21 protein-coding genes are annotated in these 22,849 nt (G+C 59.2%); 9 read left to right on the top strand and 12 right to left on the bottom strand.

Annotated elements, in window-relative coordinates; translation table 11 throughout:
• Window positions 1-10 precede the first annotated feature (10 nt).
• The 4 genes from ACQ4OE_RS11340 to ACQ4OE_RS11325 form a co-directional block, all read right to left on the bottom strand.
• Window positions 11-1,636, bottom strand: coding sequence for an ABC transporter substrate-binding protein (locus tag ACQ4OE_RS11340; protein ID WP_122595176.1), 1,626 nt, complete (start codon window positions 1,634-1,636; stop codon window positions 11-13).
• A gap of 260 nt (window positions 1,637-1,896) precedes the next feature.
• Entirely contained in the window at window positions 1,897-3,498 is a 1,602-nt protein-coding gene (locus ACQ4OE_RS11335) for an ABC transporter substrate-binding protein (protein ID WP_430946689.1), read from the bottom strand.
• Window positions 3,499-3,734: 236 nt separating this feature from the next.
• The gene (locus ACQ4OE_RS11330) at window positions 3,735-4,091 is read right to left on the bottom strand and encodes a hypothetical protein (RefSeq protein WP_430946688.1); all 357 of its coding nucleotides are present in this window, start codon (window positions 4,089-4,091) and stop codon (window positions 3,735-3,737) included.
• A 219-nt stretch (window positions 4,092-4,310) separates the two neighbouring features.
• Window positions 4,311-5,027, bottom strand: a complete 717-nt coding sequence (locus ACQ4OE_RS11325) for an SIMPL domain-containing protein (RefSeq protein WP_122595174.1) — start codon at window positions 5,025-5,027, stop codon at window positions 4,311-4,313.
• A 237-nt stretch (window positions 5,028-5,264) separates the two neighbouring features.
• Between ACQ4OE_RS11325 and ACQ4OE_RS11320 the strand changes: the two genes are divergently transcribed.
• The 4 genes from ACQ4OE_RS11320 (at window position 5,265) to ACQ4OE_RS11305 (ending at window position 9,756) form a co-directional block, all read left to right on the top strand.
• Window positions 5,265-6,527, top strand: a complete 1,263-nt coding sequence (locus ACQ4OE_RS11320; protein ID WP_122595173.1) for an ATP-binding protein — start codon at window positions 5,265-5,267, stop codon at window positions 6,525-6,527.
• On the top strand, window positions 6,520-7,080 hold the full coding sequence (locus ACQ4OE_RS11315; RefSeq protein ID WP_003221630.1) for a response regulator transcription factor: 561 nt from the start codon (window positions 6,520-6,522) through the stop codon (window positions 7,078-7,080). Before ACQ4OE_RS11320 ends, ACQ4OE_RS11315 begins: the two co-directional genes overlap by 8 nt.
• Window positions 7,081-7,176: 96 nt before the next feature.
• Window positions 7,177-8,904 (top strand): ABC transporter ATP-binding protein/permease, encoded by a 1,728-nt coding sequence (locus tag ACQ4OE_RS11310; protein WP_430946687.1) that lies wholly within the window; start codon window positions 7,177-7,179, stop codon window positions 8,902-8,904.
• A gap of 105 nt (window positions 8,905-9,009) precedes the next feature.
• Window positions 9,010-9,756 carry a FadR/GntR family transcriptional regulator gene (locus ACQ4OE_RS11305; protein ID WP_205933177.1) on the top strand — a complete coding sequence of 249 codons (747 nt, stop codon included), beginning with the start codon at window positions 9,010-9,012 and terminating at the stop codon, window positions 9,754-9,756.
• A gap of 24 nt (window positions 9,757-9,780) precedes the next feature.
• On the opposite strand, the gene ACQ4OE_RS11300 is transcribed toward ACQ4OE_RS11305, so the two are convergent.
• Together ACQ4OE_RS11300 and ACQ4OE_RS11295 are read right to left on the bottom strand one after the other, a co-directional pair.
• Complete coding sequence (locus ACQ4OE_RS11300; RefSeq protein WP_122595171.1) at window positions 9,781-9,987, bottom strand: hypothetical protein; 207 nt, start codon at window positions 9,985-9,987, stop codon at window positions 9,781-9,783.
• A gap of 104 nt (window positions 9,988-10,091) precedes the next feature.
• Complete coding sequence (locus tag ACQ4OE_RS11295; protein ID WP_122595170.1) at window positions 10,092-10,472, bottom strand: hypothetical protein; 381 nt, start codon at window positions 10,470-10,472, stop codon at window positions 10,092-10,094.
• 297 nt (window positions 10,473-10,769) lie between these two features.
• Between ACQ4OE_RS11295 and kdgD the strand changes: the two genes are divergently transcribed.
• The 5 genes from kdgD to ACQ4OE_RS11270 all read left to right on the top strand — a co-directional run bounded on the left by kdgD (window position 10,770) and on the right by ACQ4OE_RS11270 (window position 17,347).
• Window positions 10,770-11,681, top strand: coding sequence for a 5-dehydro-4-deoxyglucarate dehydratase (kdgD, locus tag ACQ4OE_RS11290; protein ID WP_016984321.1), 912 nt, complete (start codon window positions 10,770-10,772; stop codon window positions 11,679-11,681).
• A 74-nt stretch (window positions 11,682-11,755) separates the two neighbouring features.
• Complete coding sequence (locus tag ACQ4OE_RS11285) at window positions 11,756-13,201, top strand: aldehyde dehydrogenase family protein (RefSeq protein WP_122595169.1); 1,446 nt, start codon at window positions 11,756-11,758, stop codon at window positions 13,199-13,201.
• Window positions 13,202-13,301: 100 nt separating this feature from the next.
• Window positions 13,302-14,663, top strand: a complete 1,362-nt coding sequence (locus ACQ4OE_RS11280) for an MFS transporter (RefSeq protein WP_007915342.1) — start codon at window positions 13,302-13,304, stop codon at window positions 14,661-14,663.
• 11 nt (window positions 14,664-14,674) lie between these two features.
• A complete protein-coding gene (gene garD / locus ACQ4OE_RS11275; protein WP_430946686.1) occupies window positions 14,675-16,228 on the top strand; it encodes a galactarate dehydratase in 1,554 nt (517 codons plus the stop codon).
• Between the two features lie 177 nt (window positions 16,229-16,405).
• The gene (locus ACQ4OE_RS11270) at window positions 16,406-17,347 is read left to right on the top strand and encodes an AEC family transporter (RefSeq protein WP_430946685.1); all 942 of its coding nucleotides are present in this window, start codon (window positions 16,406-16,408) and stop codon (window positions 17,345-17,347) included.
• A gap of 120 nt (window positions 17,348-17,467) precedes the next feature.
• Here ACQ4OE_RS11270 and ACQ4OE_RS11265 read toward each other — a convergent pair whose 3' ends face one another.
• From ACQ4OE_RS11265 to gatC, 6 genes are all read right to left on the bottom strand, one after another.
• Complete coding sequence (locus tag ACQ4OE_RS11265; protein WP_430946684.1) at window positions 17,468-17,845, bottom strand: carboxymuconolactone decarboxylase family protein; 378 nt, start codon at window positions 17,843-17,845, stop codon at window positions 17,468-17,470.
• Window positions 17,842-18,903 (bottom strand): calcium/sodium antiporter, encoded by a 1,062-nt coding sequence (locus ACQ4OE_RS11260; protein WP_430946698.1) that lies wholly within the window; start codon window positions 18,901-18,903, stop codon window positions 17,842-17,844. The genes ACQ4OE_RS11265 and ACQ4OE_RS11260 overlap by 4 nt, the downstream gene beginning before the upstream one ends.
• 46 nt (window positions 18,904-18,949) lie before the next feature.
• On the bottom strand, window positions 18,950-19,321 hold the full coding sequence (locus ACQ4OE_RS11255) for a septal ring lytic transglycosylase RlpA family protein (protein ID WP_430946683.1): 372 nt from the start codon (window positions 19,319-19,321) through the stop codon (window positions 18,950-18,952).
• A gap of 145 nt (window positions 19,322-19,466) precedes the next feature.
• Window positions 19,467-20,912 (bottom strand): Asp-tRNA(Asn)/Glu-tRNA(Gln) amidotransferase subunit GatB, encoded by a 1,446-nt coding sequence (gene gatB, locus ACQ4OE_RS11250; RefSeq protein WP_430946682.1) that lies wholly within the window; start codon window positions 20,910-20,912, stop codon window positions 19,467-19,469.
• Window positions 20,913-20,922: 10 nt separating this feature from the next.
• Complete coding sequence (gene gatA, locus ACQ4OE_RS11245; protein ID WP_220557806.1) at window positions 20,923-22,374, bottom strand: Asp-tRNA(Asn)/Glu-tRNA(Gln) amidotransferase subunit GatA; 1,452 nt, start codon at window positions 22,372-22,374, stop codon at window positions 20,923-20,925.
• A gap of 16 nt (window positions 22,375-22,390) precedes the next feature.
• Window positions 22,391-22,678, bottom strand: coding sequence for an Asp-tRNA(Asn)/Glu-tRNA(Gln) amidotransferase subunit GatC (gene gatC, locus ACQ4OE_RS11240; protein WP_007901429.1), 288 nt, complete (start codon window positions 22,676-22,678; stop codon window positions 22,391-22,393).
• Window positions 22,679-22,849: the final 171 nt, after the last annotated feature.

The following is a 22,849-nucleotide window of genomic DNA, read 5'->3' as shown; positions in this document are numbered from 1 at the left end:
CCGCAGTGCTTTATTTGCTGACGCTGACGCCGTAGAAGGAGTTCAAGCCGAATGGGCTGATCTTGAAATCCTGCACGTTGGCGCGCATGGGTTGGTACACCGTCGAGTGAGCGATAGGTGTCATAGGGACTGCATCTTTGAGGACGTGCTGTGCCTCTTTGTACAGTTCGGTGCGCTTACCTTGGTCGGTCGTGCGCTTGGCTTCTTTAACGAGGCCGTCGAACTTCTTGTCGCACCACTTGGAGAAGTTGTTGCCGCTGAGCGAGTCGCAGCCGAACAGCACGTTCAGCCAGTTGTCCGGGTCACCATTGTCACCGCTCCAGCCAATGATCATGGCCTGGTTCTCGCCACCTTTGGAGCGCTTGATGTACTCGCCCCACTCGTAGCTGGTGATCTTCACTTTCAAGCCGATCTTGGCCCAGTCGGACTGGAGCATTTCGGCCATCAGTTTGGCGTTCGGGTTGTACGGACGCTGAACCGGCATCGCCCACAGAACGATCTCGGTACCTTCCTTGACGCCGGCTTCCTTGAGCAGCTGTTTGGCTTTCTCAGGATCGTACTTGGCATCTTTGATGGTGGTGTCGTAAGACCACTGGGTCGGCGGCATGGCGTTAACGGCCAGTTGGCCAGCGCCCTGGTAAACCGAATCGATGATCTGCGGCTTGTTCACGGCCATGTCCAGCGCCTGACGGACGCGCAGGTCAGCCAGCGGGTTGGCCTCGTTGCTGCCCTTGACCTTGTCCATCACGTTGTAGGCGATGTAACCCAGGTTGAAACCGGCCTGGTCAGGCATCTTCAGGGCTTTGTCTTCTTTCAGCGCCTTCAGGTCGGCCGGACGCGGGAACAGGGTGACCTGGCACTCGTTCTTTTTCAGCTTCTGAATACGCACCGACGGGTCGGTGGTGATGGCGAAGATCAGGTTGTCGATCTTCACGTCTTCAGGCTTCCAGTAATCCTTGTTGCCGGTGTAACGGATGTTGGAATCTTTCTGGTAGCTCTTGAACACGAACGGACCAGTGCCGATCGGCTTCTGGTTGATGTCGGCAGGCTTGCCGTCCTTGAGCAGTTGGGCCGCGTATTCAGCGGACTGCACGGAGGCGAAGCTCATGGCCATGTTCTGGATGAACGCGGCGTCGACTTCTTTCAGGGTGAACTTGACGGTGTGGTCGTCGACTTTGTCGATCTTGGTGATGTTGGTGTCCATCCCCATGTCGGTGAAGTACGGGAATTCGGTCGGGTACGCCTTACGGAACGGGTCATCCTTGTTAATCATGCGATTAAAGGTGAACAGCACGTCGTCGGCGTTGAATTCACGAGTCGGCTTGAAATACGGGGTGGTGTGGAACTTGACGCCTTCACGCAGGTGGAAGGTGTAAGTCAGGCCATCATCGGAAATGTCCCACTTGGTCGCCAGACCAGGAATCACGGCGGTGCCGCCGCGCTCGAACTGGGTCAGACGGTTGAACATGGTTTCGGCTGAGGCGTCGAAGTCGGTTCCGGTGGTGTACTGGCCTGGGTCGAAACCGGCCGGGCTGCCTTCGGAGCAGAACACCAGGTTAGTCGCAGCGGATGCGAAAGGTGCGGAGGCTAACAAGCCTGCGCCGACTAAAAACGGAATGACCGCGTGTTTAAGCATGTTGGCCTCATGATTTGTTGTCATTTTTTAGTTGTGAGGTACGACCTCGTGAGTCGTGCCTGCGGATACTTATGCAGGGGCCATACCCATTGCAAGATCCAGAGTGTGAGTGAGCGTTAAACCGTGGCACGAACGTACCTTAATGTCGCATCTGTATAACTTCTGACGCATTTGACCGTTTGCGGGCGGTTTTTACGGTGCAATTGAAGCCCCAAAACGGTGCGCCGGTCACGTTGTGCGCGCCGCCTTGGGGCTTGGTGTTACTTATTTATACCCACGCCATAGAACGGGGTTAGACCGAACGGGCTGATGCGGAAGTCAGTGACCTCCTTGCGCAGTGGCTGGAACACCGTGGAGTTGGCAATCGGCGTAATCGGCACCTGCTGTTTAAGGATCAGTTGCGCCTGTTGATACAGTTTTACCCGTTGTGCTTTGTCCGTGGACACCTTGGCCTGCTGCACCAGTTTGTCGTAGGCCGGATCGCACCATTTGGCGTAGTTGCTGCCCTTGACGGCCGCGCAGCTGTAGAGCACGCCAAGCCAGTTGTCCGGGTCACCGTTGTCACCGGTCCAACCATAGATCATCGCGTCGTGTTCGCCATTTTTCGCGCGCTTGATGTACTCGCCCCACTCATAGCTGACGATGTTGGCCTTGATGCCGACTTTGTCCCAATCCTGCTGGATCATCTGCGCCGACATTCGGGCATTCGGGTTCGAAGCACGCTGCACTGTCATCGCCCAGAGATTGATGGTTGTACCCGGTGCAACCCCGGCTTCCTTGAGTAGCGCCCGCGCTTTGGTCGGGTCGTAAGGCGCATCTTTGATGTTCGCGTCATACGACCATTGCGCGGGCGGCAAAGCGTTTTGCGCCAACTGCCCAGCGCTTTGGTAGACGGCTTTGATGATCGCCGGTTTGTCGATGGCCATGTCCAGCGCCTGACGCACCTTGAGCTGATCCAGTGGCGCGTGAGTGGTGTTGTAGGCAAGGAAACCGAGGTTGAAACCGGCTTGCTTGAGCACGCGCAGGTTCGGGTCTTTTTCCATGACCTCGATGTCGGCGGGACGCGGATAACCGCTGACCTGGCATTCGCCGGCCTTGAGTTTTTGCAGGCGCACGGCGGCGTCGGGGGTGATCGAGAAAATCAGGTTGTCGATCTTCACGTCCTCGGGTTTCCAGTAGGCCGTATTGGCGGCGTAGCGGATCTGCGAGTCCTTCTGGTAACGCTTGAACACGAACGGGCCGGTGCCGATCGGTTTCTGGTTGAGGTCCGCGGCTTTGCCTTCCTTCAACAGTTGCGTGGCGTATTCGGCTGATTGCACCGAGGCGAAGCTCATGGCGAGGTTTTGCACGAAGGCAGCGTCAACGTTGTTGAGGTTGAAGCGCACGGTCTGCTCGTCGAGTTTCTCTACCGATTTGATCGTGGTATTCAGGCCCATGTCGGTGAAGTACGGGGACTCGGCGGGGTAGGCTTTGCGGAAGGCGTTATCCGGGTCAAGCAGGCGCTGGAAGGTGAAGAGCACGTCGTCGGCGTTGAAGTCGCGGGTGGGTTTGAAGTAGTCGGTGGTGTGGAATTTCACGCCTTGGCGCAGGTGGAAAGTGTATTGCAGGCCATCCGGGGAGATGTCCCATTTTGTCGCCAGGCCGGGTTCGATGTCGGTGCCGCCGCGCTGGAATTGGGTGAGGCGGTTGAAGACGGTTTCGGCGGAGGCGTCGAAGTCGGTGCCGCTGGTGTATTGGCTGGGATCGAAGCCGGCGGGGCTGGCTTCGGAGCAGTAGACCAGGGTGGTGGCGGCGTTTGCTAGCGGGGCTATGGCTGTTAGTGCGAGGGTGATTAATAGTGGTTTGAGGGTGAAACTTTCCATGGAGTCCCCGTGGGATTTGGAGGTAGTAGTTGGTGGAGGTTAGCGGGGATCTGGAGGAGTTCGGAAATATCGTTTTTGTTGGGGAGGTGCCTATCTCGGTATATCTGAGTGTTGTTTGATGAAGGGATTCACTCGATTTGCCGACAGACCTATGCCATGAGGTCAACCATGGTCTGCGGGTTATCGCCAGTAGCAGCTACTGGCGATGACAGCGTTCGCTGGGTCGTTAAGCGTCTTCACTTTTTGACGGTTGTGAGAGCTTTCTGCGACACGACAGGACGCATCTCCATAGGAAACCGCACCACGTAATACACTTCGGCTTCTTTACCTGATGCGAGAATCTGTTCAAAAACCTTCTTCGGAATTGAAAACTCGAAGGCTTTTTCGGGATGGGGTTCAGAAACGGTCTTTTCCTCAAGGAAAACGTTTGTACGGTCGATGTCGATCGTGAGCGCAATTTTATCGTGTGCGCTAACGCCCGAATACTGAGGAACGCTTGCTTGGACGTTGTCCTTTATTTTACTGAGGTAGATGACGCCCCCTTCTGCTTGTGGCAGTGCGGGGGCTGGAAATCCAATCGATTGCGTTGTCATGATTTAATCCTTTGAATGATGAGAAGCGCCAAGCAGTGGGCGTTTAAGGGCCCGGTATTGGACGGGTCTTATTAGTTCTCAAAGTGGATTGGTCAGCCACTGTCAGAAATTACAGTTCAGACGAACGGTTGATTGGCGCTCGAACCGAGTTGAAGAAAAATCGAGACGCAAAAAAAACCGGCGATCATTTCTGATCGCCGGTTTTTCATTTCAAACACATCACTGCATTAACACTTCAATCGAACCATCGGCCGTCATGCTGACCTGGCTGGTGCCGGCTTCTACTTCCGGGGTCACCGGTGCCGAGTCCATCGCCGCCGCTTTCATCATCATCGGTGCGCGCAGGTACGGTTGTGGATAACCGTTGCTGTTGAGGTTCAGGTTGACGATTTTGTAGCCCTTGCCGCCCAGTGCGTCGGTGGCCAGTTGGGCGCGGGTCTTGAAGGCAGTGACGGCTTCTTTCAGCAGCTTGTCTTCGCTGGATTTGCGGGTCGGGTCGGCGATGGCGAAGTCCATGCCACCCATTTTCAGGTCGCCGAGCAATTCGCCAGTGAGCTTGGACAGGGCGGCGAAGTCGGAGCTTTCCAGGCGCAGTTCAGCGCGCTCGCGCCAGCCAGTGATCTTCTGGCCTTTGGTGTCGTAGATCGGGTAGCTGTTGCGGCTGCCCTGGCGCAGGGTGATGTCTTTGACTTGCTTGGCCTGGGCCAGTGCCTTGTTCATGGTGGTGCTGACGTCGGCAGCGAGCTTGGCCGGGTCAGTGTTTTGTTCTTCGGTGTAAAGGGTGACGATCATCAGGTCGCGGGCGACTTCCGTGCTGACTTCGGCGCGCAGGGAAATCTGGTTGTAGTGCAGCTCATCGGCGGCCAGGGCCGGAAGGCTGGCGACGCTGCCGACGGTCAGGGCGAGAAGGGCGGCGCTGCGGCGAAATGTGTGCATGAAAGCTCCTTGATGAGGACGCAGGTGATGGTTCGGGGGCCTGCGTGAAACCATCAGACTCCAGAAAGCAGCTTCAAGTTGCAAGCCTCAAGCTGCAAGCCAAAAGCTTTTACTTGCCGCTTGCAGCTCGAAACTTGCAGCTTTTGCGGTGTGGTCGTTTGCCGCACTTTCGCCTCTCGGGCGCGTGGCTTGGTTATACTCCGTGCGATCCGCCTGGAGCGCTCATCAGGAGAGCTCATGCTCGCCCCCGTACAACTGACTTCCGCCACTCGCCAGAATCTCTGGCGGCTGACATTCATCCGCACGCTGGTGCTCGCCGCGCAGGCTGGTTCCGTGGGCCTGGCCTACTGGCTGCAATTGTTGCCATTGCCGTGGGTGCAACTGGCGATGACCCTTGGCTGCTCGACGCTGCTCTGCGTGTTCACCGCCGTCCGTTTGCGCACATCGTGGCCGGTGACCGAGCTTGAATATGCGCTGCAATTGGCCTGTGATCTGGTGATCCACAGCGCGCTGCTGTATTTCTCCGGCGGCTCGACCAACCCGTTCGTTTCCTATTATCTGGTGCCGCTGACGATCGCTGCGGTGACGCTGCCGTGGCGCTATTCAGTGATCCTGTCCGGCATCGCGCTGGCGCTGTACACGGTGATGCTGACGCGCTTCTATCCGCTGGAAACCCTACCGGTGGCTCGCGAAAACCTGCAGATCTACGGCATGTGGCTGAGCTTCGCGTTGGCCGCTGCGGTGATCACGTTCTTCGCGGCACGCATGGCTGAAGAGCTGCGCCGCCAAGAAGAGTTGCGGGCGATTCGCCGTGAAGAAGGCCTGCGCGATCAGCAGTTGTTGGCCGTCGCCACGCAAGCCGCTGGCGCCGCCCATGAACTCGGCACGCCGCTGGCGACCATGAGCGTGCTGCTCAAGGAAATGCAGCAGGATCATCCCGATCCGATGCTGCAGGACGATCTGAAAGTGCTGCAGGATCAGGTCAAACTGTGCAAGGAAACCTTGCAGCAACTGGTGCGCGCTGCCGAAGCCAATCGGCGTCTGGCCGTTGAGATGCAGGACGTCACGGTGTGGCTCGACGAAGCGTTGAACCGTTGGCACCTGATGCGACCGGAAGCCAGTTATCGGTTCCATCGCCTCGGCCAGGGCACCGTGCCGCGTATGGCGCCGCCGCCGGACCTGACGCAGGCGCTGTTGAATCTGCTCAACAACGCCGCCGATGCCTGCCCGGAAAATCTCAAAGTGACCCTCGACTGGGACGCCGAGAACCTGACCATCAGTATTCGTGACCACGGCGCCGGTGTGCCACTGGCCATTGCCGAGCAGATCGGCAAACCGTTTTTTACCACCAAGGGCAAAGGTTTCGGCCTGGGCCTGTTTTTGAGCAAAGCCAGCGTGACACGCGCCGGCGGCTCAGTGAAACTCTATAGTCATGAGGAAGGCGGCACGCTCACCGAGCTGCGCCTGCCCCACGGCGCCCGAGGAGACCAACATGAGTGACGAAATCCAAGTCGAAGGCGAAGAACTGCCGCATTTGCTGCTGGTCGACGACGACGCGACCTTCACCCGAGTCATGGCCCGCGCCATGGCCCGTCGTGGCTTTCGCGTCAGCACCGCCGGCTCCGCCGAAGAAGGCCTGACCATCGCCCAGGCCGATCTGCCGGACTATGCCGCGCTCGACCTGAAAATGGACGGCGATTCCGGTCTGGTGCTGCTGCCCAAACTGCTGGAACTGGACCCGGAAATGCGCGTCGTGATCCTCACCGGTTACTCGAGCATTGCCACGGCGGTCGAAGCGATCAAGCGCGGCGCCTGCAATTACCTGTGCAAGCCAGCCGATGCCGACGACGTGCTGGCGGCGCTGCTGTCCGAGCACGCTGACCTCGACAGTCTGGTGCCGGAAAACCCGATGTCGGTCGATCGCCTGCAGTGGGAGCACATCCAGCGTGTGCTGACCGAACACGAAGGCAACATCTCCGCCACTGCCCGCGCCCTGGGCATGCACCGCCGCACCCTGCAGCGCAAACTGCAGAAGCGTCCGGTTCGTCGCTGAACCTGCGCTGAACGACTATCGGCAACCCTCGCGATAAAACGCACCGATCTACTATGATCGGTGCGTGTCTGTTCTTTTCTATATCGAGCCTTATCCATGAATCAGAACGCTGAATATTCCGCGGTCAACGATGCTGTGCGCGGGCAGTTTTTTCGCAAGGTGTGGGGAATCATCACGCCTTATTGGCGCAGCGAAGAGAAGGGCAAGGCCTGGACGCTGCTGATTGCAGTGATCGCACTCTCGCTGCTGAGCGTGGGTATCTCGGTGTGGTTCAACACCTGGTACAAGGATTTCTACAACGCGTTGCAAAAGAAGGATGAAGCGGCGTTCTGGCGCTTGATTCTGTATTTTTGCGGCATTGCGGCCGTGGCGATCATCGGTGCGGTGTATCGGCTTTACCTGACTCAGATGCTGACGATTCGCTGGCGGGCGTGGCTCACCGAAAAGCATTTTTCCCGTTGGCTTGCCGACAAGAATTACTACCAGCTGGAGCAGGGCGGTTACACCGATAACCCGGACCAGCGGATTTCCGAAGACCTCAATAACTTCACCTCCAACACCCTTGAGCTCGGGATCGGCCTGCTGCGCAATATTGTCAGCCTGGTGTCGTTCTCGATCATTCTCTGGGGCGTGTCGGGCAGCATCGATGTCTATGGCATCACCATTCCCGGCTATATGTTCTGGTGCGTACTGGTTTACGCGGTGGTCGGTAGCTGGCTGACGCATTTGATCGGTCGTCGCCTTATTGGCCTGAACAATCAACAACAACGCTTTGAAGCCGACCTGCGATTTTCGATGATACGGATTCGCGAAAATGCCGAGAGCATCGCGTTGTACAACGGCGAGCCGAACGAAAATCGTCGCTTGAACGCCCGCTTCAGCAATGTCTGGCACAACTTCTGGGACATCATGAAAGTGTCCAAACGCCTGACCTTCTTCACCGCCGGTTACAGCCAGGCGGCGATTATCTTTCCGTTTATCGTGGCCTCGCCGCGTTACCTCGCCGGCAAGATCGAGCTGGGTGAACTGATGCAGATCAGCTCGGCATTCGGCAACGTCCAGGAAAGCTTCAGCTGGTTTATCAGTGCGTACCAGAGCCTCGCGTCCTGGCGCGCCACCTGTGATCGTTTGCTGAGTTTCCGCCAGGCCATGACCGACAACGAAGAACGCGCACCGGCCATCGATGTGCAGAATCAAGGCAGCGAACTCAAGGTGCGCAACCTCGGACTGGATCTGGCCGACGGTCGTCATCTGCTGACCAGCGCCGACATGACCGTCGAACCGGGTGAGCGAGTGATGCTCAGCGGGCGTTCCGGCAGCGGCAAGTCGACGCTGCTACGGGCGATGGGACATCTGTGGCCGGCGGGGCACGGCAACATTCGTCTGCCGGCAGCGCGCTATTTGTTCCTGCCGCAGAAACCGTATCTGCCGATCGGCACCCTGCGCGAGGCGCTGAGTTATCCACAGCCGGGTGACACCTACGCGCCGGAACGTTATGCACACGTGCTGGAAACCTGCCGCTTGCCGCATCTGGTCGCGCGACTGGACGAGGCCAATCACTGGCAACGCATGCTCTCGCCGGGCGAACAGCAACGACTGGCCTTCGCCCGCGCCATGCTTTACGCGCCGCAGTGGTTGTATATGGACGAAGCCACGTCGGCGATGGATGAGGAAGACGAAGCGACGCTGTATCAGGCGTTGATCGATCAGTTGCCGGGGCTGAGCATTGTCAGCGTCGGCCATCGCAGCAGCTTGAAACGTTTCCATCCACGGCATGTGCGGATTGATAGCGGCCATTTGGTGGAGCAGAGCGTGACGGCCTGATCACCTCTGATCCCTACAAGAAGCCAATGTGATCCGGCCAGTGATCGTACAACCCGCTTGAGCTATGATGCCCACAAGCCGAATTTTCGAGACAAGATGCAGACCATGGAAAACCTGATCGACACCCCGCGCCTTCCGCGCAAGCGCCGCAGCCTGGCCCAGGAACTGGTGACGGTGCTGAGCGAGCAGATCCGCGACGGATTGCTCAAGCGCGGTGACAAACTGCCGACCGAGTCGGCGATCATGGAGGCCCATGGCGTCAGCCGCACGGTGGTGCGCGAGGCGATTTCCCGTTTGCAGGCAGCCGGCCAGGTGGAAACTCGCCACGGCATCGGCACCTTTGTCCTCGACACGCCGAGCCCGAGTGGCTTCCGTATCGACCCGGCCACTGTCGTCACCTTGCGTGATGTGCTGGCCATTCTCGAATTGCGCATCAGCCTCGAAGTGGAGTCTGCCGGCCTCGCCGCGCAACGTCGCAGCCCCGAACAACTGGCAACCATGCGCGCCGCCCTCGATGCACTGAACGACAGCGTTGCCCACGCCAGTGATGCGGTCGCCTCGGACTTCGCCTTCCACCTGGAAATCGCCCTCTCCACCGGCAATCGGTATTTCACCGACATCATGACCCACCTGGGCACCAGCATCATTCCGCGTACGCGGCTGAATTCGGCGCGACTGGCTCATGATGATCAGCAGCACTACATGAATCGCCTGAGCCGTGAACACGAAGAAATCTACGAGGCGATTGCCCGTCAGGATTCCGATGCGGCGCGTGCGGCAATGCGTCTGCATTTGACTAACAGCCGTGAAAGACTGCGCCATGCCCATGAAGAGGCGCAGGCGCAGGGTTGAGTAGCGTTCAACAGGCCGAAGTAATCAGGTAGGTTTGTACACTTCGGTGTCGAGTATCACATCGCTGATCGGCTCGTCGATTTCAAAGGGCACAACCAGTGTCCTTTTGGTCACTCGATACTGCTGATCGACCCCTTCAAATTGCAGGATATCCGTTGCATAGATAATCCCGTCGAACATGAACTGCCGCCGTTTTCCTACGGGGTTCTTCAGCGTGTAGGTCACTTTCATGGTGTTGCGCTCCTGGACTGAGAGGTGAATCTCAATCTAGGAGCCGTCATCTCGTCAGCGCACCTGTAAGAAATACCAGTTTCGACGAACGGTCCTGGCCAGCATCAGGCTTCGATTCTCAGCCGCAACGGCGCTGAATACGGCTCCATGCTCGACTCATCCTGAAACTTGTAGCGCAGTTCGATGGTGGTATTCAGAAAGGGCAGCAGTGCTTCTTTCGGAATCTGCAGTTCGATGCCCGTGAGCTTTTCCATCTCGTCATCAGCGTCGTCCCAAGTCCCGGTGTCGACTTCTTCGCCTGTCCAGTCGGGTTGCTCAGGGTCGTTGCCGAGAATGGCGTAAACGCTCCAGTTCGCCGCGAAGTCGCTGGAGTCGGGAACACGCACGATCAGAATTTCAGGCAAAAGCGATAGCTGCAGGGTGGTCTGGTCAGGCTGCAGGGACGACAGTTGCGCAAGGGTCGGGGCGGCGTAATTCATCAGCATTTCGTTCTCCTTCGAAGGGGCTGCCACGATCCTTCGTGGCAGTCGTCACACCTTACTCGGCGTTTCTCCATCGCTCAGTAAACGAATCTTGCCCAGATATTTCAGTGCCTAAGCCCAACAAATCCGGGGCTTTGCGGCCAGCCCGACTGTGACTTAAACAATTTTGTCCGACAAAAAACCACCTGCAACGATGAAATGCAGTTGACGGTTATCTTTTAAGTTGTACGATGACCTACAACTTCAGCGAAGGCTGAACAGACCAATCACAAAAAACGTTGCTACCAGGGTGTTCGAATAATGAATCCACAAGAACTGAAGTCCATCCTCTCTGCCGGCCTGCTGTCCTTCCCGGTAACCGATTTCAACGCGCAGGGCGATTTCAACCGCGCTGGCTACATCAAACGCCTGGAATGGCTGGCTCCGTATGGCGCTTCAGCTCTGTTCGCCGCCGGTGGCACCGGTGAGTTCTTCTCCCTGGCCGCCAGCGAATATTCGGAAATCATCAAGACTGCCGTCGACACCTGCGAAACCAGCGTGCCGATCCTCGCCGGTGTCGGCGGTTCGACCCGTCAGGCCATCGAATACGCTCAGGAAGCCGAGCGTCTGGGGGCCAAAGGTCTGTTGCTGCTGCCGCACTACCTGACCGAAGCGAGCCAGGACGGTGTTGCCGCTCACGTTGAAGCCGTGTGTAAATCGGTCAACATCGGCGTGGTCGTTTACAACCGCAACGTTTGCCGCTTGACCGCGCCGCTGCTGGAACGTCTGGCCGAGCGCTGCCCGAACCTGATCGGTTACAAGGATGGTCTGGGCGATATCGAGTTGATGGTGTCGATCCGTCGCCGCCTCGGTGATCGCTTCAGCTACCTGGGTGGTCTGCCGACCGCCGAAGTCTACGCTGCCGCCTACAAGGCGCTGGGCGTGCCGGTTTATTCCTCGGCAGTGTTCAACTTCATTCCGAAAACCGCGATGGACTTCTACCACGCGATCGCCCGCGAAGATCACGCCACCGTTGGCAAGATCATCGACGACTTCTTCCTGCCGTACCTGGATATCCGCAACCGCAAAGCCGGTTATGCCGTGAGCATCGTCAAGGCAGGCGCAAAAATCGCCGGCTATGACGCAGGTCCTGTACGTGCACCGCTGACCGACCTGACCGGCGAAGAGTACGAAATGCTCGCCGCGCTGATCGACAAGCAAGGTGCGCAGTAACACCCGACAAAACCGCGGCCGCTGAGTAATCAGCGGCTTTTTGCGTAAAGGCTTTTAGTTTTGAGGGCTGCCCTGTGACAACTGCAAAACGCTACGACAACTACATCAACGGTGAATGGGTTGCCGGTGCCGACTACTCGGCAAACATCAACCCGTCCGAGCTGAGCGACACCATCGGCGACTACGCCAAGGCTGACCTGACTCAGGTTAATGCCGCCATCGACGCCGCCCGCGCCGCGTTCCCGGCGTATTCGACTTCGGGTATTCAGGCTCGCCACGATTCGCTGGATAAGATCGGCACGGAAATCCTCGCCCGTCGCGAAGAACTCGGCACCCTGCTGGCCCGGGAAGAGGGCAAGACCCTGCCTGAAGCCATCGGCGAAGTGACCCGCGCCGGCAACATCTTCAAGTTCTTTGCCGGTGAATGCCTGCGTCTGTCCGGCGATTACGTGCCGTCGGTGCGTCCGGGCGTCAACGTTGAAGTGACCCGCGAAGCGCTGGGCGTGGTCGGTCTGATCACCCCGTGGAACTTCCCGATCGCCATTCCTGCGTGGAAAATTGCCCCGGCCCTGGCCTACGGCAACTGCGTGGTTTTGAAACCCGCCGATCTGGTTCCGGGCTGCGCTTGGGCACTGGCGGAAATCATCTCCCGCGCAGGCTTCCCGGCCGGCGTGTTCAACCTGGTGATGGGCAGCGGTCGTGTGGTTGGCGAAGCGTTGGTCAACAGCCCGAAAGTCGACGGCATCAGCTTCACCGGTTCGGTGGGTGTGGGTCGGCAGATCGCGGTCAACTGCGTGTCGCGCCAAGCCAAAGTCCAGCTGGAAATGGGCGGCAAAAATCCGCAGATCATTCTCGACGACGCCGACCTCAAACAAGCGGTCGAGCTGTCGGTGCAGAGCGCGTTCTACTCCACCGGCCAGCGTTGCACCGCTTCCAGCCGTTTGATCGTCACCGCCGGCATTCACGATAAATTCGTTGAGGCCATGGCCGAGCGCATGAAGTCGATCAAGGTCGGCCACGCGTTGAAATCCGGCACCGACATCGGTCCAGTGGTTTCGCAAGCGCAGCTGGAACAGGACATGAAGTACATCGACATCGGCCAGTCCGAAGGTGCGCGTCTGGTCAGCGGCGGAGGTCTGGTGACTTGCGACACCGAAGGCTACTTCCTCGCGCCAACGCTGTTTGCCGACAGCGAAGCGTCGATGCGCATCAGCCGTGAAGAAATCTTCGGGCCTGTGGCCAACATCGTTCGCGTGGCCGATTACGACGCGGCGCTGGCGATGGCCAACGACACCGAGTTCGGTTTGTCGGCGGGTATCGCGACCACCTCGCTGAAGTACGCCAACCACTTCAAACGTCATTCGCAAGCCGGGATGGTGATGGTCAACTTGCCGACCGCGGGCGTCGATTATCACGTTCCGTTCGGTGGCCGTAAGGGTTCATCCTATGGCTCACGTGAGCAAGGCCGCTATGCGCAAGAGTTCTACACGGTCGTGAAGACCAGCTACATCGGTTCCTGATTAACGCAATACTGGTGGGAGCTGGGCAGCCGGCTCCCACAACAGAAACACCAAAGAAGATTCACCCGCGCATAAAAATAATCAGTGGGAGTACATCTACATGCAATCGTCCAAGCCGACTCACGTCCGCTATTTGATCTTGCTCATGCTGTTTCTGGTGACCACGATCAACTACGCCGACCGTGCCACGATCGCCATTGCCGGCTCCAGCCTGCAAAAAGATCTGGGCATCGACGCAGTCACCCTCGGCTACATCTTCTCCGCATTCGGTTGGGCCTACGTGGCCGGGCAAATCCCCGGTGGCTGGCTGCTCGATCGCTTCGGCTCGAAAAAAGTCTATGCCCTGAGCATTTTCACCTGGTCGCTGTTCACCGTGCTGCAAGGCTTTGTCGGTGAATTCGGCATGTCCACGGCCATCGTTGCGCTGTTCATGCTGCGCTTCCTGGTTGGTCTGGCCGAAGCGCCATCCTTCCCCGGCAACGCGCGCATCGTCGCGGCGTGGTTCCCGACCGCAGAGCGCGGCACCGCTTCGGCGATCTTCAACTCGGCGCAATACTTTGCCACCGTGTTGTTCGCACCGCTGATGGGCTGGATCGTGTACTCCTTCGGTTGGGAGCACGTGTTCATCGTCATGGGTATTCTCGGGATCATCTTCTCGCTGGTCTGGCTGAAAGTGATCTACAGCCCGCGTGAACACCCGCGTATCAACGAAGCCGAGTTCAAACACATCGCTGAAAACGGCGGCATGGTCGACATGGATCAGAAGGGCAAAAAGTCCGACGGTCCGAAATGGGATTACATTCGTCAGTTGCTGACCAACCGCATGATGCTTGGCGTGTACCTCGGCCAATACTGCATTAACGGCATCACTTATTTCTTCCTGACCTGGTTCCCGGTGTATCTGGTGCAAGAGCGTGGCATGACCATTCTCAAGGCCGGTTTCATCGCCTCGTTGCCGGCAATCTGCGGCTTTATCGGCGGCGTACTTGGCGGGGTGATTTCCGATTACCTGCTGCGCAAAGGCCATTCGCTGACCTTCGCGCGCAAAGCGCCGATCATCGCCGGCCTGCTGGTTTCCAGCAGCATCGTGGCCTGCAACTATGTTGAAGTGGAATGGATGGTCGTCGGCTTCATGGCCCTGGCTTTCTTCGGCAAAGGCGTTGGCGCACTGGGTTGGGCGGTGGTTTCCGACACTTCGCCGAAACAGATTGCCGGTCTGAGCGGTGGCCTGTTCAACACCTTCGGCAACATCGCTTCGATTACCACACCGATCGTAATTGGCTACATCATCAGCTCCACCGGTTCGTTCAAATGGGCGCTGGTGTTCGTCGGTGCCAACGCACTGGTGGCGGTGTTCAGCTATCTGGTCATCGTTGGCCCGATCAAACGTGTGGTACTCAAAGAGCCGCCAACCAACGGCGGTGTTGAAGCCAGCGGTAAATTGTCTCAAGCGCATTCCTGAGGAGCGGCGTCATGCAGTTGATTGAACATTCCGACTCGCCGCGCCACATCCGCCTGCACGAGCGGGACAACGTGGTGGTAGTGGTCAATGACCAGGGTGCACCGGCCGGCACTGAGTTTGCCGATGGCCTGGTGACGGTGGAATTCGTGCCGCAGAGCCACAAGGTCACCCTCGAAGACATTCCCGAGGGCGGCCAGGTGATTCGCTACGGTCAGGTGATTGGCTACGCCTTGCAGCCGATCCGCCGCGGCAGTTGGGTCAAGGAAGATCAATTGCGCATGCCGACCGCGCCGCCGCTGGACAGCTTGCCGCTGTCCACCGACGTGCCGGACGCACAGGCTCCGCTGGAAGGCTTCACCTTCGAGGGTTATCGAAACGCTGACGGCACCGTCGGCACGCGCAATATTCTCGGCATCACTACCACCGTGCAGTGCGTCACCGGCGTACTCGATCATGCGGTGAAACGCATCAAGGATGAGCTGCTGCCGAAGTATCCGCACGTCGATGACGTGGTGGCGCTGACCCACAGTTACGGTTGCGGCGTGGCGATTACCGCCACCGACGCTTACATCCCGATTCGCACCGTGCGCAATCTGGCGCGCAACCCGAATCTCGGTGGCGAAGCGTTGGTGATCAGCTTGGGCTGCGAGAAATTGCAGGCCGGGCAGGTGATGCACGAGGACGATGCGTCGGTCGATCTCAGTGATCCGTGGCTGTATCGCTTGCAGGATTCCAGTCACGGTTTCACCGAGATGATCGAGCAGATCATGGAACTGGCGGAAGTGCGCCTGAAGAAACTCGATCAGCGCCGTCGCGAAACCGTGCCGGCGTCCGAGCTGATCCTCGGCATGCAGTGCGGAGGCAGCGATGCGTTCTCCGGAATCACCGCCAACCCGGCGCTGGGCTATGCCTCGGACTTGCTGCTGCGTGCGGGGGCAACGGTGATGTTTTCCGAAGTCACCGAAGTGCGCGATGCGATTTACCTGCTGACTTCACGTGCCGAAACCAAAACCGTCGCCGAAGAACTGGTGCGCGAGATGGATTGGTACGACCGTTACCTGGCCAAGGGTGAAGCGGATCGCAGCGCCAACACCACGCCGGGCAACAAGAAGGGCGGGCTGTCGAACATTGTCGAGAAGTCGCTGGGTTCGATCGTCAAATCCGGCAGCAGCGCGATCAATGGCGTGCTCGGCCCGGGCGAGCGCTTCAAGCAGAAGGGTTTGATTTTCTGTGCGACGCCGGCGAGTGATTTTGTCTGCGGCACGTTGCAGTTGGCGGCGGGGATGAACCTGCATGTGTTCACCACCGGGCGTGGCACGCCGTACGGTTTGGCGATGGCGCCGGTGGTGAAAGTCTCGACGCGTACGGAGCTGGCGCAGCGCTGGCCGGATCTGATCGACATCGACGCCGGTCGGATTGCCACCGGGCGCGCAACCATCGAAGAGTTGGGTTGGGAGTTGTTTCACTACTATCTGGATGTTGCCAGCGGCAAGCAGCAGACGTGGGCGGAGAAACACAAGCTGCATAACGACATTACGTTGTTCAACCCGGCGCCGATTACCTGATAGCGCGCCATTGATCGGTCCCACGCTCCGCGTGGGAATGCAGTTCGGGACGCTCTGCGTCCCAAAAGCGTGACGCGGAGCGTCACAGGAGGCGTTCCCACGCAGAGCGTGGGAACGATCAGGGTGAAAGTGGCTTATCATTAGCCCCCTAACGACGCTCACCCAAGGCTCCCCGGCATGCTGGCAATTTTCCTCGAAACCCTGAACATCACCGCGCCGGTGTTTGCCATGCTGTTTCTCGGTGTGCTGCTCAAGCGCATCGACTGGATCAACGACAACTTCATCCACACCGCCTCGTCGCTGGTGTTCAACGTCACCATGCCGGCGCTGCTGTTCCTCGGCATTCTGCATGCTGACCTGCACGCGGCGTTGCAACCGTCCCTACTGATCTACTTCTCCCTTGCCACGCTGGTGAGCTTCGCCATCGCCTGGGGATGGGCGATTTTCAAGTGCCCGCGCGAAGATCGCGGCATCTACACCCAAGGTGCCTTTCGCGGCAACAATGGCGTGATCGGCCTGGCACTGGCGGCGAGCATGTACGGCGATTACGGGATTTCCCTCGGGGCGATCCTCGCGGCGCTGGTGATTCTTTTCTACAACACGCTGTCGACCATTGTGCTGGCGGTGTACAGCCCGGTGATCAAATCCGATCCGTGGAGCATCTGCAAAAGCGTGTTCAGCAACCCGCTGATCATCAGCGTGATTGCGGCGGCGCCGTTTGCCTATTTCAAGATCGGTTTGCCGGGCTGGCTGGAAACGTCCGGTCAGTATCTGGCGCAGACCACCTTGCCGCTGGCGTTGATCTGCATTGGCGGCACCCTGTCACTGGCGGCGTTGCGCAAGAGCGGCAACATGGCGCTCAGTTCGAGTCTGGTGAAGATGATCGGTTTGCCGGTGCTGGCGACGCTGGGGGCGTGGTTGTGGGGCTTTCGTGGGGCGGAGTTGGGGATTCTGTTTCTGTATTTCGGCAGCCCGACGGCGGCGGCGAGTTTCGTCATGGCCCGGGCGGCGCAGGGCAATCATGAATTGGCGGCGGCGATCATTGTGCTGACCACGTTGATGGCGGCGGTTACTACCAACATCGGGATCTTTGTGTTGCAGTGGGGTGGGTGGATCTAGCATTGAGACTTGCGGCGTTGCTCAGGGCCTCTTCGCGAGCAGGCTCGCTCCCACCTGTGAAATGCATTCCAATGTGGGAGCGAGCCTGCTCGCGAAAGCTATTTCACAGGCGCTGAATCGCTAAGGCTTTTGGTAGGTATCGATCACTTCCTGCGCTGCCCGAAACGCATCAATCGCCGCCGGCACGCCGGCATACACCGCGCAATGCAGCAGCGCTTCGCGAATCTCGTCCACCGTGCAGCCATTGTTCAGCGCACCGCGCACATGGCCCTTCAACTCTTGCGGGCACTTCAGCGCGGTCAGCGCTGCAAGCGTTATCAAACTGCGAGTCTTAAGCGGCAAACCTTCACGGTTCCACACACCGCCCCACGCGTGTTCATTGACGAAATCCTGCAACGGCTGGGTGAACTCGGTGGCGTTGCCCAGCGCCCGGTCAACGAACGCATCGCCCATTACCTGGCGGCGGACATCTACCCCGGACTTCTTCGATTCGGTCATGGCATATCACTCTTGTGGTGTTGGCGGCGCCAGGCGCGGATCGACGTGAACAACAAATACGCCAACAGCGGTGGCAGGACATAAAACAGCATCAGCCGCTCCAGCTTGCCGGCCAAGGGCATGCCGGTGGTGAACGACACCACGTGGAGCCCGTAGACCAGATACAAACCGAGCAACAACAAACCTTCGGCGCGGGTCACGCGGTAGCCGGAATAGAACACCGGCAGGCACAGCGCGGCGACCCCGAGCATCACCGGCAGGTCGAAATCCAATGCGTTCGGCGAGACCGACAACGGTGTCGGCGCGATCAATGCTGTGAGCCCGAGTACGCCGAGCAGGTTGAAAAGATTGGCGCCGATCACGTTACCCACGGCGATGTCGCGTTGTCCGCGCAGGGCGGCGATCAACGATGTCGCCAGTTCCGGCAGCGACGTGCCGACGGCGACCACGGTCAGGCCGATCACCCGTTCGGAGAAACCCAGGTCCGTCGCCACCACCACCGCCGCGCCGAGCAGCAAGTGTCCGGCGAACACCAGCATGGCGAGGCCAACAATAATCATGCAAACGCTGGCCCCCCATGAGGTCTGCGCGGGGGCATTTTGCGCCGAGTGCGGGCGCGCCGAGTGTCGCGACTGACGCAGCAACAAACCGAGGTACAACGCCAGTGCGCCGAGCAGCAGAATGCCGTCGAATCGCCCGATCTCTTCGTTCCACGCCAATATGAACACCAGCAGACTGGCACCGATCATCAGCGGAATATCCAGGCGCACCAGTTGCCGTGAGACGCGCAGCGGAATGATCAGCGCCGAGAGACCAAGGGTGACAAGGATATTGAAGATGCTGCTGCCGACCACACTGCCGACGGCGATGTCGGGGTTGTGCGCCAACGCCGCTTGCACACTTACGGCCATCTGCGGCGCACTGCTGCCGAGCGCGACAATCGTCAGACCGATGATCAAGGGGCGCACATGCAGACGCTCGGCCAGACGCACCGCTGCGCGCACCATCAGTTCGGCGCCGAAGATCAGCAGGCACAAACCGGCGAGCAGTTCGATCACGCTGATCAGCGGCAAATCGGTCAGTCCGAAAATGGTCAGCGCTCCATCAGTCGAGGGCCTGCACGCGAACCCGCGCGGTACCGCTGCTGAGCATACCGAGTTGTTTGGCGGCTTCGCGTGAAACATCAATCAGGCGTCCACGCGTATGCGGGCCACGATCGTTGATGCGCACCACAACGGACTCATCGTTTTTCAGGTTGGTGACCTTCACCCGCGTGCCAAAGGGCAACTGGCGGTGGGCGGCGGTCAGGGAATTCTGGTTGAACGCTTCGCCACTGGCGGTGCGTTTACCGTGGTGCTTGGCACCGTAATAAGAAGCGACGCCGGTCTGGTCGTAACCGTGCGGGTCGATGATGTCGTTGCTGGCGCAACCGGCCAGTAAAGAGAGCAGGGCGCAGGCGCCGAGCAGACGTTTCATTCAGATACTCCAAAGTGATCGTTCCCACGCTCCAGCGTGGGAATGCATCCCGTGACGCTCTGCGTCACACCGCAATGGACGCGGAGCGTCCGGGGCGGCATTCCCACGCAGAGCGTGGGAACGATCCCCGAGCGCGGGGCCAGAATCAGCCTTCGAGCTTGCTTTTCAGCAGTTCGTTCACTTGCTGCGGGTTGGCTTTGCCTTTCGACGCTTTCATCGCCTGGCCCACAAAGAAGCCGAACATCTTGCCGCGTTTGGCTTCATCCGCCGCACGATACTGTTCAACCTGTTCAGCGTTGGCTGCGAGCATTTCGTCGAGCACCGCTGAAATCGCGCCGCTGTCGGTCACTTGCTTGAGGCCACGTTTTTCGATGATCTCGTCCGCGTTGCCTTCACCGTTGGCCATCGCTTCGAACACGACCTTCGCGATCTTGCCGGAGATGGTGTTGTCCTTGATGCGCTGGAGCATGCCGCCCAGTTGCTCGGCGGAAACCGGCGACTCGTCGATGTCCAGACCTTGCTTGTTGAGCAGGCTGCCCAACTCGACCATTACCCAGTTAGCCGCCAGTTTGGCGTCGCCGCCAATGCTCGCGACTTTCTCGAAGTAATCGGCTTGCTCGCGGCTGGTGGCCAGCACGCTGGCGTCGTAGACCGACAGACCGAATTGCTCCTGGAAGCGCTCGCGTTTTTGCGGAGGCAGTTCCGGCAGGGTGGCGCGCACCTCGCCGAGGAACGACTCTTCGATGACCACCGGCAACAGATCCGGATCGGGGAAGTAACGGTAGTCGTTGGCTTCCTCTTTCGAACGCATCGGACGGGTCTCGTCCTTGTTCGGATCGTACAGACGAGTCTGCTGGATCACTTTGCCGCCGTCCTCGATCAGCTCGATCTGACGCTGGATCTCGGAGTTGATCGCCTTCTCGATGAAGCGGAACGAGTTGACGTTCTTGATCTCGCAGCGCGTGCCGAACTCGACTTGGCCTTTTGGACGGATCGACACGTTGCAGTCGCAACGCAGCGAGCCTTCGGCCATGTTGCCGTCGCAAATGCCGAGGTAACGCACCAGCGCGTGGATTGCCTTGACGTAAGCCACGGCTTCCTTGGCGCTGCGCATGTCCGGCTCGGAAACGATCTCCAGCAGTGGCGTGCCGGCACGGTTCAGGTCGATGCCGGTGGCACCGTTGAACTCTTCGTGCAGGCTCTTGCCGGCGTCTTCTTCCAAGTGCGCGCGGGTGATGCCGACACGTTTGACGGTGCCGTCTTCCAGCGCGATGTCCAGGTGGCCCTTGCCAACGATCGGCAATTCCATCTGGCTGATCTGATAGCCCTTCGGCAGGTCCGGGTAGAAATAGTTTTTACGGGCGAACACGTTGTGCTGACCGATCTCGGCGTCAATCGCCAGACCGAACATCACTGCCATGCGCACCGCTTCCTGGTTCAGCACCGGCAACACGCCGGGCATGCCCAAATCGATCAGGCTGGCCTGAGTGTTCGGCTCGGAACCGAATGTGGTGGAACTACCGGAAAAGATTTTCGACCGGGTAGTGAGCTGAGTGTGAATCTCCAGCCCGATCACGACTTCCCATTGCATGTGTGTCTCCTCAGAAGCCGGTTGGGGTGCGGGTGTGCCAGTCAGTGTTGAGCTGATACTGGTGGGCAACGTTCAACAGGCGACCTTCCTGGAAATACGGCGCGAGCAACTGCACGCCAACCGGCAATCCGTCGACAAAACCGGCCGGCATCGACAGGCCCGGCAGGCCCGCGAGGTTGGCGGTGATGGTGTAGACGTCTTCCAGATAGGCAGCGACCGGGTCGCTGTTCTTCGCGCCAAGCTTCCAGGCCGGGTTCGGCGTGGTTGGGCCGAGGATGATGTCGACTTCATTAAAGGCAGCCATGAAGTCGTTCTTCACCAGGCGACGGATCTTCTGCGCTTTCAGGTAGTAGGCGTCGTAGTAACCGGCGGACAGCGCGTATGCCCCGACCATGATCCGGCGCTGGACTTCCGCGCCGAAGCCTTCGCCACGGGAGCGCTTGTACAGATCGATCAGGTCTTTCGGTTGCTCGCAGCGATGGCCGAAGCGCACGCCGTCGAAACGCGACAGGTTCGAAGACGCTTCTGCCGGCGCGATCACGTAGTACGCAGGAATCGCGTGCTGCATGTTCGGCAGGCTGATTTCCTTGATCACGGCACCGAGCTTCTGCAGCTCTTTGATGCTGTTCTGGATCAGCTCGGCGATGCGCGGGTCGAGACCGGCGCTGAAGTATTCCTTCGGCACGCCGATGCGCAGGCCTTGCAGCGAATCGCCGAGGCTGGCGGAGTAATCCGGCACTGGCTCATCGATGCTGGTGGAGTCGTTCTGATCGAAGCCAGCCATACCTTGCAACAAAATTGCGCAGTCTTCGGCCGTGCGCGCCAACGGGCCGCCCTGATCGAGGCTGGAGGCGTAAGCGATCATGCCCCAGCGCGAAACGCGACCGTACGTCGGTTTCAGGCCAGTGAGGTTGGTGAACGCTGCTGGCTGACGGATCGAGCCACCGGTATCGGTGGCCGTCGCCGCAGGCAACAGGCGCGCGGCAACTGCGGCCGCCGAACCGCCGGACGAACCGCCCGGTACGTGTTCGAGGTTCCACGGGTTCTTCACTGCGCCGTACCAGCTCGACTCGTTGGCCGAACCCATGGCGAATTCGTCCATGTTGGTCTTGCCCAGCGTCACGGCACCGGCAGCGGCCAGTTTCGCGACCACGGTGGCGTCGTACGGGGCTTTGAAGTTGTCGAGCATCTTCGAGCCGCAGCTGGTGCGGATACCCTGGGTGCAGAACAGGTCTTTGTGCGCGATCGGCGCGCCGAGCAGGGCGCCGCTCTCACCGTTGGCGCGGCGTGCATCGGCGGCTTTCGCCTGCTCGAGGGCCAGCTCTTCGGTGAGGCTGATGAAACTGTTGAGCTGTGGATCGAGCTGGGTAATACGCGCCAGCAGGACTTTGGTCAGCTCTTCGGAGGAAAACTTTTTATCGGCGAGACCGCGGGCGATCTCGGCCAGAGTCATTTGATGCATTGCAGGCTCTTTCCCTTTAGTCGATGACTTTCGGAACCAGATACAGGCCGTTTTCGACCGCTGGTGCGATGGACTGGTAAGCCTCGCGGTGATTGGTCTCGGTCACGACATCGGCGCGCAGGCGCTGACTGGCTTCCAGCGGGTGGGCCAGAGGCTCGATACCGTCGGTATTGACCGCCTGCATTTCGTCGACCAGCCCGAGAATGCTGTTGAGGGCGGAAGTAATGTGTGGAAGATCGGCATCATTGAGGCCAAGGCAGGCCAGATGTGCGATTTTTTCCACGTCGGAGCGTTCTAGCGCCATCGGGATTCTCCTGTGGAAAACAGAACGGACGTCGTCCGTGTGTTAGATTGTCGGAACACTACCGCACTTCTACGGTCATAAGGCCGCGATTGTGGGGCTTGGTGCACAGAAAAGCGGCCAATTTAACATATTGGCGCCTTGCCCAAAATCCCTGTCGTTGTTAGAGTTTGC

Source organism: Pseudomonas sp. WC2 (assembly GCF_050586545.1).
Lineage (GTDB): Bacteria > Pseudomonadota > Gammaproteobacteria > Pseudomonadales > Pseudomonadaceae > Aquipseudomonas.
This window is presented reverse-complemented; position numbering and strand designations above follow the sequence as displayed.

Coding starts and splice junctions, on each gene's coding strand:
- ACQ4OE_RS11340 (WP_122595176.1), bottom strand. CDS start 1,636: ATGCTTAAACACGCGGTCATTCCGTTTTTAGTCGGCGCAGGCTTGTTA.
- ACQ4OE_RS11335 (WP_430946689.1), bottom strand. CDS start 3,498: ATGGAAAGTTTCACCCTCAAACCACTATTAATCACCCTCGCACTAACA.
- ACQ4OE_RS11330 (WP_430946688.1), bottom strand. CDS start 4,091: ATGACAACGCAATCGATTGGATTTCCAGCCCCCGCACTGCCACAAGCA.
- ACQ4OE_RS11325 (WP_122595174.1), bottom strand. CDS start 5,027: ATGCACACATTTCGCCGCAGCGCCGCCCTTCTCGCCCTGACCGTCGGC.
- ACQ4OE_RS11320 (WP_122595173.1), top strand. CDS start 5,265: ATGCTCGCCCCCGTACAACTGACTTCCGCCACTCGCCAGAATCTCTGG.
- ACQ4OE_RS11315 (WP_003221630.1), top strand. CDS start 6,520: ATGAGTGACGAAATCCAAGTCGAAGGCGAAGAACTGCCGCATTTGCTG.
- ACQ4OE_RS11310 (WP_430946687.1), top strand. CDS start 7,177: ATGAATCAGAACGCTGAATATTCCGCGGTCAACGATGCTGTGCGCGGG.
- ACQ4OE_RS11305 (WP_205933177.1), top strand. CDS start 9,010: ATGGAAAACCTGATCGACACCCCGCGCCTTCCGCGCAAGCGCCGCAGC.
- ACQ4OE_RS11300 (WP_122595171.1), bottom strand. CDS start 9,987: ATGAAAGTGACCTACACGCTGAAGAACCCCGTAGGAAAACGGCGGCAG.
- ACQ4OE_RS11295 (WP_122595170.1), bottom strand. CDS start 10,472: ATGCTGATGAATTACGCCGCCCCGACCCTTGCGCAACTGTCGTCCCTG.
- kdgD (WP_016984321.1), top strand. CDS start 10,770: ATGAATCCACAAGAACTGAAGTCCATCCTCTCTGCCGGCCTGCTGTCC.
- ACQ4OE_RS11280 (WP_007915342.1), top strand. CDS start 13,302: ATGCAATCGTCCAAGCCGACTCACGTCCGCTATTTGATCTTGCTCATG.
- garD (WP_430946686.1), top strand. CDS start 14,675: ATGCAGTTGATTGAACATTCCGACTCGCCGCGCCACATCCGCCTGCAC.
- ACQ4OE_RS11270 (WP_430946685.1), top strand. CDS start 16,406: ATGCTGGCAATTTTCCTCGAAACCCTGAACATCACCGCGCCGGTGTTT.
- ACQ4OE_RS11265 (WP_430946684.1), bottom strand. CDS start 17,845: ATGACCGAATCGAAGAAGTCCGGGGTAGATGTCCGCCGCCAGGTAATG.
- ACQ4OE_RS11255 (WP_430946683.1), bottom strand. CDS start 19,321: ATGAAACGTCTGCTCGGCGCCTGCGCCCTGCTCTCTTTACTGGCCGGT.
- gatB (WP_430946682.1), bottom strand. CDS start 20,912: ATGCAATGGGAAGTCGTGATCGGGCTGGAGATTCACACTCAGCTCACT.
- gatA (WP_220557806.1), bottom strand. CDS start 22,374: ATGCATCAAATGACTCTGGCCGAGATCGCCCGCGGTCTCGCCGATAAA.
- gatC (WP_007901429.1), bottom strand. CDS start 22,678: ATGGCGCTAGAACGCTCCGACGTGGAAAAAATCGCACATCTGGCCTGC.